The sequence below is a fragment of the Fibrobacter sp. genome, from assembly GCF_017545445.1.
In the GTDB taxonomy this organism is placed as follows: Bacteria; Fibrobacterota; Fibrobacteria; order Fibrobacterales; family Fibrobacteraceae; genus Fibrobacter.
In genome coordinates this window covers 20,915-27,214 of record NZ_JAFWOM010000137.1, presented here as the reverse complement: position 1 = coordinate 27,214, position 6,300 = coordinate 20,915, and the positions used below count along the sequence as shown (strand labels likewise).

Sequence of the window (6,300 nt, the reverse complement as noted above, 5' to 3'; positions counted from 1 at the left end):
TACTAACCACTGTTTACTAATCACTAAATTCATTCCTGTTTACTAACCACTGTTTACTAACCACTGGTACGAATGACTAGAAGAACTGATAGATTAGGCGAGCAATTCCGCGAAGAAATTTCCAAGCTCATCCAGAAGGGCTTGAAGGATCCGCGCGTGAGTTCTCTCGCAAGCATTACCCGTGTGGATATTACCGAAGACCTGAGCTATGCAAAGGCCCTCGTCTCGGTGATGGGTTCCGATAAAGAAAAGCGCGATACGCTTGTCGGGCTCAACAATTCCGCCGGCTTTATCCGTGGCGTCTTGGGCAAGGCCTTGAAGATTTTCAAGGTGCCTGAACTCAAGTTCGTTCTTGACGAAAATCTCGAACATGCCATGCACATTGAAGAAATCCTTGCAGAACTGAAGCAGAAAGGGGAACTTTAATTGGCCTCTTCCGGCTTCGTCCTCTTGGACAAAATTGCAGGTGAAACATCTTTTAAGGCCCTTTTCCCTCTGAAAAGGGTCTTTTGTACTAAACGCGTGGGCCATGCGGGTACGCTCGACTTGCGTGCAAGCGGGTTGATTATTGCCGCCACCGGGCGTGCGACGCGCCTTTTGCCCTACATCGAGGCGAAGGACAAGTGCTATACGTTCCGCCTCCACCTTGGCTATGAAACCGACACCCTCGAATGGGACGGGGAAGTGGTGCGTACAGATGAGAGAGTAGAGAGTAGAGACGAGAGTGGTTGTCATCCTGGAGCCGAAGGCGACGGGATCCAGAGCGGTAAGCCATCGATAAACCGTGCTGACCTCGAAGCGGTTCTCCCGCAATTCATTGGCGACATTGATCAGATTCCGCCGAAGTATTGTGCCGTGAAAATCAATGGCCATCGTGCCAGCGACTTGATGAATCGTGGTCGTGAAATAGAACTCAAGCCGCGTCGCATCCATATCGAATCGTTGAAGGTCATAGGCGAGGGTCTTGTGACGGAAGGCTGTACCGGCAAGTGCTTTGCCACGTTTGACTTGGAATGTAATTGCAGTAAGGGAACGTACATCCGTTCGCTCGGTCGTGATTTGGCCCGTGCGCTTGGAACGTGCGGCTGCGTCTCGATGATCCGTCGCCACCGCATTGGAAACGTGACTGTTGACCGTGCTGTTCGCGGGGACGCACTCACGCCAGAACATTTGCTTTCTGTCGATCAGGTGCTTGATTTCCCTGTAGTGCGTTTGAATGATGACCAGGTGAAAGCGATTCGTTTAGGCAATTGGGTGCCGTGGCGGACTCCTGTTGAAAATTTGAGTGCAGAACTGGGATCTGAAAAGTTTGTTTTTACCGCCGATAAAAATGGCATTGTGATCGGGCTTGGCGTTTATGACCCGGGCCGCATTTGCCCCAAGTTCTTTTTAGGTGATGATGAATAGCCCTTCGGCAGGCTCAGGGACCTTGTCGTTGATATTAGATTGCTACGGTATTTGAAGGATTGTGAAAATGAAACGTGCTGTGACAATGGGTAATTTTGATGGATGCCATTTGGGGCACCAGGCGCTTTTCCGCACGCTCAAGGCGGTCGCCGAAGTGAACCATTTGCAGCCGACGGTCATCAGTTTTGAACCCCATTCCAATTACGTTTTGCGTGGACCGGGCGATCCGTTGCTCCTCACGACGACCGAAGAAAAACGCGAATTTATCGAAAGCTTTGGACTCGAATTTTTGGTGCTGCCGTTCACGCGTGAATTGGCAAAACTCTCGTTTGATGAATTTGTTCGCACGGAACTGATTGAAAAGCGTGAAGTCGTTTCGATGTTCTTTGGGCACGACCATTGCTTTGGCGCAGGTGGCAAGGGCAATTACGAAACGATTACCGCCGCGTTCCCGGAACTCTCGACGCAGATGCTTTCGATGGTCTTGCACAAGGGCGAACGCGTGAGCTCTTCTGCCGTGCGCAATGCGCTCTTGAACGGCGACGTCGATCGCGCACAGACGTATCTGGGCCGCCCGTATCGCTTGTCTGGAACAGTCGTGGTTGGCAAACGCCTTGGCCATACCATCGGATTCCCGACCGCGAACGTGCAGATGGAACAGTACAAGTTCTTGCCGAAAGGCGGCGTGTATGTCGCAAGTGCAAGACTTTCGGATGGCCGCATTTACCGCTCTGTCGTGAACATCGGAACGCAACCGACAACGCCCGGAACGCACCTGCTCGCCGTCGAAGCTTATCTGCTCGACTTTAACGAAAACATTTACGGTCAGCACTTAGTGCTGGACTTGCTCGCCTTCTTGCGCCCCGAGAAAAAGTTTGCCAGCATCGAAGATTTGGTGCGTCAAATCGGCATGGACGCAGACATCGCCAAGAACTACAACGGAAACCACTGGGCGGAATAGAGAGTATTCCTCATCTCATATTCCCTTGGTGCAGTCTTCCACTTTTTTGATGACTTCTTTTGGTGTTACGAAATCAAGAATGCTGAATGCTGTCATTTCGTTGCCCATATCTTTGAATGATGCTCCGAAGTGATAAACAGTGTCATCTATAAGCAAAAAACGGTCGTGGATAGTACGCATCGTTTTTAGTTCTAGTTTTGGATACTGTTTGTTGTGCAGGTCTTTGGCTTCCTTGAATTCTGGAGTGATTCGTGTGGAGTAGATTGTTGCTGTAACACCTTTTGTCCGCATTGCTGCAAATTTTAGTATCTCGATTGTGGCAAACGGGTCAATGAATACAACAGAACGTTTGGCTGTTTTTACGAGGTCAGCAATCAGGACAAATCCATCGAATCGAGTTCCTGTTGCTAGAATTCCGCTAGTTGGTGTTTGTGCTGATTTTATGAAAAAGTCTATATGTTGCTCTACGGTCGAAAGTCGAACGTTTTGTTCTACAATGCTTTTGCGAACATCTGCTATTTCTGAACTCTGTTTTTCAATGAGTTGTCGTTGCTCGTGTAGTCGATCCGCAATTTGTAGGTCTGTAGCTGTTTTTCGTTGGTTTATTGCATAGCCCTTGAGCATGTAGTTCTTAAGGACTTGAGTTGCCCAACGGCGAAATAAGGTTGCATTTTTGCTATTGACTCGATAGCCTACAGAAAGAATTGCGTCTAGATTATAGTATTTTGTTTCGTACACCTGTTTTGAATCGTTACCCATATGTTCCAAAATGGAACATGTGCTATCTTCGTCAAGTTCTTGTGATGCATAGATGTTTTTTAAGTGTTTTGTAATTGCAGGACGCTTTGTTCCGAATAAGTTGGCAATTTGCACTTGTGTGAGCCAAACGGTCTCGTTTTCAACACGTACTTCTAGTTTAGTTTCGCCCTCTGGCTGATAAAGTACGATTTCACCTGTTTCTTCGTTCATTTTCCCCTACATACTCACTAGAAATTGTTTAAAAATGCCGGGCGAGCATGACTCCTGCCATGTTCAATCGGTATCGCGAGATACTCTTTCACCCCCCGGCGTAGGTGTACCGGCTTCACCAAATGTCGTTGCCGCAGCAGAGCGACCCCCCGGTATTGTTTTTCAATGAAATTAGATAATGTGCAGAATCGAAACAATGGTTTGAACTATTAGTGAAAAAGGCAATGAAAGGTTTATTTTTAATGTTTTTGCTCTCGGTTTTAATGAAAAACTTTGTTTTTTGCGTAATTTGGGCAGTTGAGATGGCTTTGATAGGATGATTGTAAAATTTTCAAAACGAATTTTAAATGAGGGTGGTTTCTTCTTAGCTTCTGTTTTGTCAGGTTAAAAGAGGTATAAATGTTGTTAAACCTATTGAATCGTTCATTACGCCCGAGAACCTCATTCTCTTTAGACCAAAATGACCTTGAAATAAAGTATATTTATTCATAGACATTTTTATGAGCTTTTGCTCTCGTTCTCCGCTCTGAAATACGACCAAATTTTTCAATCGGGAGAATGAGACAGACGCTCACGCAGATATGCTTTGACGTACTATACCCTGTGTAGTGTGTTTGAGTGTATTTCGACGAAAAGCGGAATTACTTCACCGTAAACATAGTCTTCCTGAGCTCGTAGGGGCGAAGGATCCAGTGCGAGGTGATGGTCCGTGTTTTGTTGCCCATTTGGGGCGTGAGTTGTTTGTACTTATTTCGATAGGGTACTTGGTCGTAACCTCAGAGCGGATAAGTGCATTCAATCTCACGCCTTTTTTTGTTGAATGCGCCTGAATCTGGGCAAGCTCCAAATGGAGATTTTATGCCCGGTAATTCCAACTTGTTGCATTCGAGAGTCGCAAAAGAGGATGAATTCTATACACCGCTTTCGATGATTGAAAATGAACTAAAACACTATAAGCATCATTTTAAGGATAAAACTGTTCTTTGCAATTGTGACGATCCTAGGGTGAGTAATTTTTTTCGTTATTTTGTCATCTATTTTGATGTCCTTGAACTTAAAAAGGTTATTGCCACCTGTTATAAGAATGATGATGCTGATCTTTTTAGTCAAGGAAACGCTGAAGAAGCTGTTTATCTTGAATATGACGGCAGTATTAAATATTCTGGAGAAGATGACTTTGCAAAAATTCCTTGTAAAAGACTCAAGGGTAATGGGGATTTCCGTAATCCTGAATGTGTGGATTTTTTGAAACAGGCTGATATTGTGGTGACAAATCCACCATTTAGTCTTTTTAAAGAATATGTTCCATTTTTGTTCAAATATGAAAAGAAATTCTTAATTGTGGGGAATATAAATAATATCAGCTATAAATCAATCATGCCATTAATCAAGAATAATAAAATGTGGTGCGGGATAAATAATGGGCATTTTTGGTTTCAGGTTCCTGATTACTACGAAGAAAAGAAAACCGATTTCAAAATAGAGAATGGAATCAAATATAGACGGATGGGAAATATCTGTTGGTTTACAAATCTTGAAATAAGCAGAACTCATGAAATTCTTGAAACTGGGAAACGTTATAGTTCGGATAGGTATGTTCAATATGAAAATTACAATGCAATCAATATTGATGCTACCTCTGAAATACCGATGGACTATGAAGGGGTTATGGGCGTGCCATTGGGTTTCTTTACGAAATACAATCCGCAGCAGTTTAGGGTTCTTGGACAGACTGATAGCTCTGATGTTTGTGAGGAAGTTGAAAATTTGCGGATTCCTGGTACATTTCGTGGACGCGGTTTAATTGATGGTAAACAAAAAGCTCCAAGAATACTTATTCAAAAAATTACAAGGGAGGGATAGTGATGGATATTTTCAAACATGAAATTACGATTCGAGAATTAGTTGAAGGATTCATAGATAATGCGGAAAATGGCGTTCGTGCTTATGCGGGAAAACTTGATATCCGTCCACCGTATCAGCGCGAGTTTGTCTATGGTGAAAAAGAACGAGCCAAAGTCATTGAGACGGTGATGAAGAATTATCCGCTTAATACAATGTATTGGGCTAAGTGTAAAGATGGAAATTTTGAGATTATCGATGGTCAGCAAAGGACTTTGAGTATTTGTCAATACGTGAACAACGAGTTTTCCTTCAATTTAAGAACGTTCAAAAGTTTGCAGGAAGATGAAAAGAAAAAGTTGCTAGACTACAAGTTGTTTGTTTATGTTTGTGATGGCGGAGATAAAGAAAAACTGGATTGGTTTGAAACGATTAATATTGCGGGTAAGGTGCTGACTCCGCAGGAATTGAGAAATGCAACTTTTCATGGCTCGTGGGTGACAAGTGCAAAGTTCTATTTCTCAAAAACAAATTGTGCTGCGTATAACATTGGGAGCAAATACCTGAATGGAGAAATGAAGAGACAAGCCTATTTAGAGACGGCTATTAAGTGGATATGCGGAGCTAAAGATGATGACGGAATTCGTGAATATATGGCTCAACATGTGGATGATCCTGATGCTCAACCGCTATTCAGTCATTTCCAAAATGTTATAGAATGGGTTAAAGCGAAATTTCCAAAGTATCGCAAGGAGATGAAGGGGGTTCCTTGGGGACCGCTTTTTAAAAAGTTTGGTCAAAGAACGGATTTAGATTCTTCAAAGTTAGAAGAACTTGTCGCCAAATTTATGGTCGATAGCGATGTCCAAAAGAAATCTGGAATATACGAGTACGTATTGGATGGCGATGAGCGTCATTTGGATATTCGTGAATTTGATGATAATATCAAGCGAGAGATTTACGAAAAACAAAATGGAATTTGTAAAAAGTGTGGCAAACATTTTGAAATAGAACAAATGCATGCTGACCATATTAATCCATGGAGCAAGGGTGGTCGAACTATTGCTGAAAACTGCCAAATGCTCTGTGCTGATTGCAATAGAAGGAAATCGGATATATAG

6 protein-coding genes are annotated in these 6,300 nt (G+C 43.4%); 5 read left to right on the top strand and 1 reads right to left on the bottom strand.

Annotation, left to right across the window (positions count from 1 at the left end):
• Positions 1-72 precede the first annotated feature (72 nt).
• From rbfA to ribF, 3 genes are all read left to right on the top strand, one after another.
• The gene (gene rbfA / locus IKG78_RS15605; protein WP_290945162.1) at positions 73-426 is read left to right on the top strand and encodes a 30S ribosome-binding factor RbfA; all 354 of its coding nucleotides are present in this window, start codon (positions 73-75) and stop codon (positions 424-426) included.
• Entirely contained in the window at positions 427-1,407 is a 981-nt protein-coding gene (locus IKG78_RS15600; RefSeq protein ID WP_290945160.1) for a tRNA pseudouridine(55) synthase TruB, read from the top strand.
• 67 nt (positions 1,408-1,474) lie between these two features.
• Positions 1,475-2,368: a riboflavin biosynthesis protein RibF gene (gene ribF / locus IKG78_RS15595; RefSeq protein WP_290945158.1), complete on the top strand. Its 894-nt coding sequence runs from the start codon at positions 1,475-1,477 to the stop codon at positions 2,366-2,368.
• A gap of 15 nt (positions 2,369-2,383) precedes the next feature.
• Here ribF and rhuM read toward each other — a convergent pair whose 3' ends face one another.
• Positions 2,384-3,337, bottom strand: coding sequence for a RhuM family protein (gene rhuM / locus IKG78_RS15590; RefSeq protein ID WP_290945156.1), 954 nt, complete (start codon positions 3,335-3,337; stop codon positions 2,384-2,386).
• Positions 3,338-4,195: 858 nt separating this feature from the next.
• On the opposite strand from rhuM, the gene IKG78_RS15585 reads away from it, so the two are divergent.
• Positions 4,196-5,200 (top strand): adenine-specific methyltransferase EcoRI family protein, encoded by a 1,005-nt coding sequence (locus IKG78_RS15585; RefSeq protein ID WP_290945154.1) that lies wholly within the window; start codon positions 4,196-4,198, stop codon positions 5,198-5,200.
• Positions 5,201-5,202: 2 nt separating this feature from the next.
• Positions 5,203-6,300, top strand: coding sequence for a DUF262 domain-containing protein (locus tag IKG78_RS15580; protein ID WP_290945152.1), 1,098 nt, complete (start codon positions 5,203-5,205; stop codon positions 6,298-6,300).

What these genes read in the sequence shown, in the direction of transcription:
- rbfA (WP_290945162.1), top strand. Translation starts at nt 73, where the DNA reads ATGACTAGAAGAACTGATAGATTAGGCGAGCAATTCCGCGAAGAAATT.
- ribF (WP_290945158.1), top strand. Translation starts at nt 1,475, where the DNA reads ATGAAACGTGCTGTGACAATGGGTAATTTTGATGGATGCCATTTGGGG.
- rhuM (WP_290945156.1), bottom strand. Translation starts at nt 3,337, where the DNA reads ATGAACGAAGAAACAGGTGAAATCGTACTTTATCAGCCAGAGGGCGAA.
- IKG78_RS15585 (WP_290945154.1), top strand. Translation starts at nt 4,196, where the DNA reads ATGCCCGGTAATTCCAACTTGTTGCATTCGAGAGTCGCAAAAGAGGAT.
- IKG78_RS15580 (WP_290945152.1), top strand. Translation starts at nt 5,203, where the DNA reads ATGGATATTTTCAAACATGAAATTACGATTCGAGAATTAGTTGAAGGA.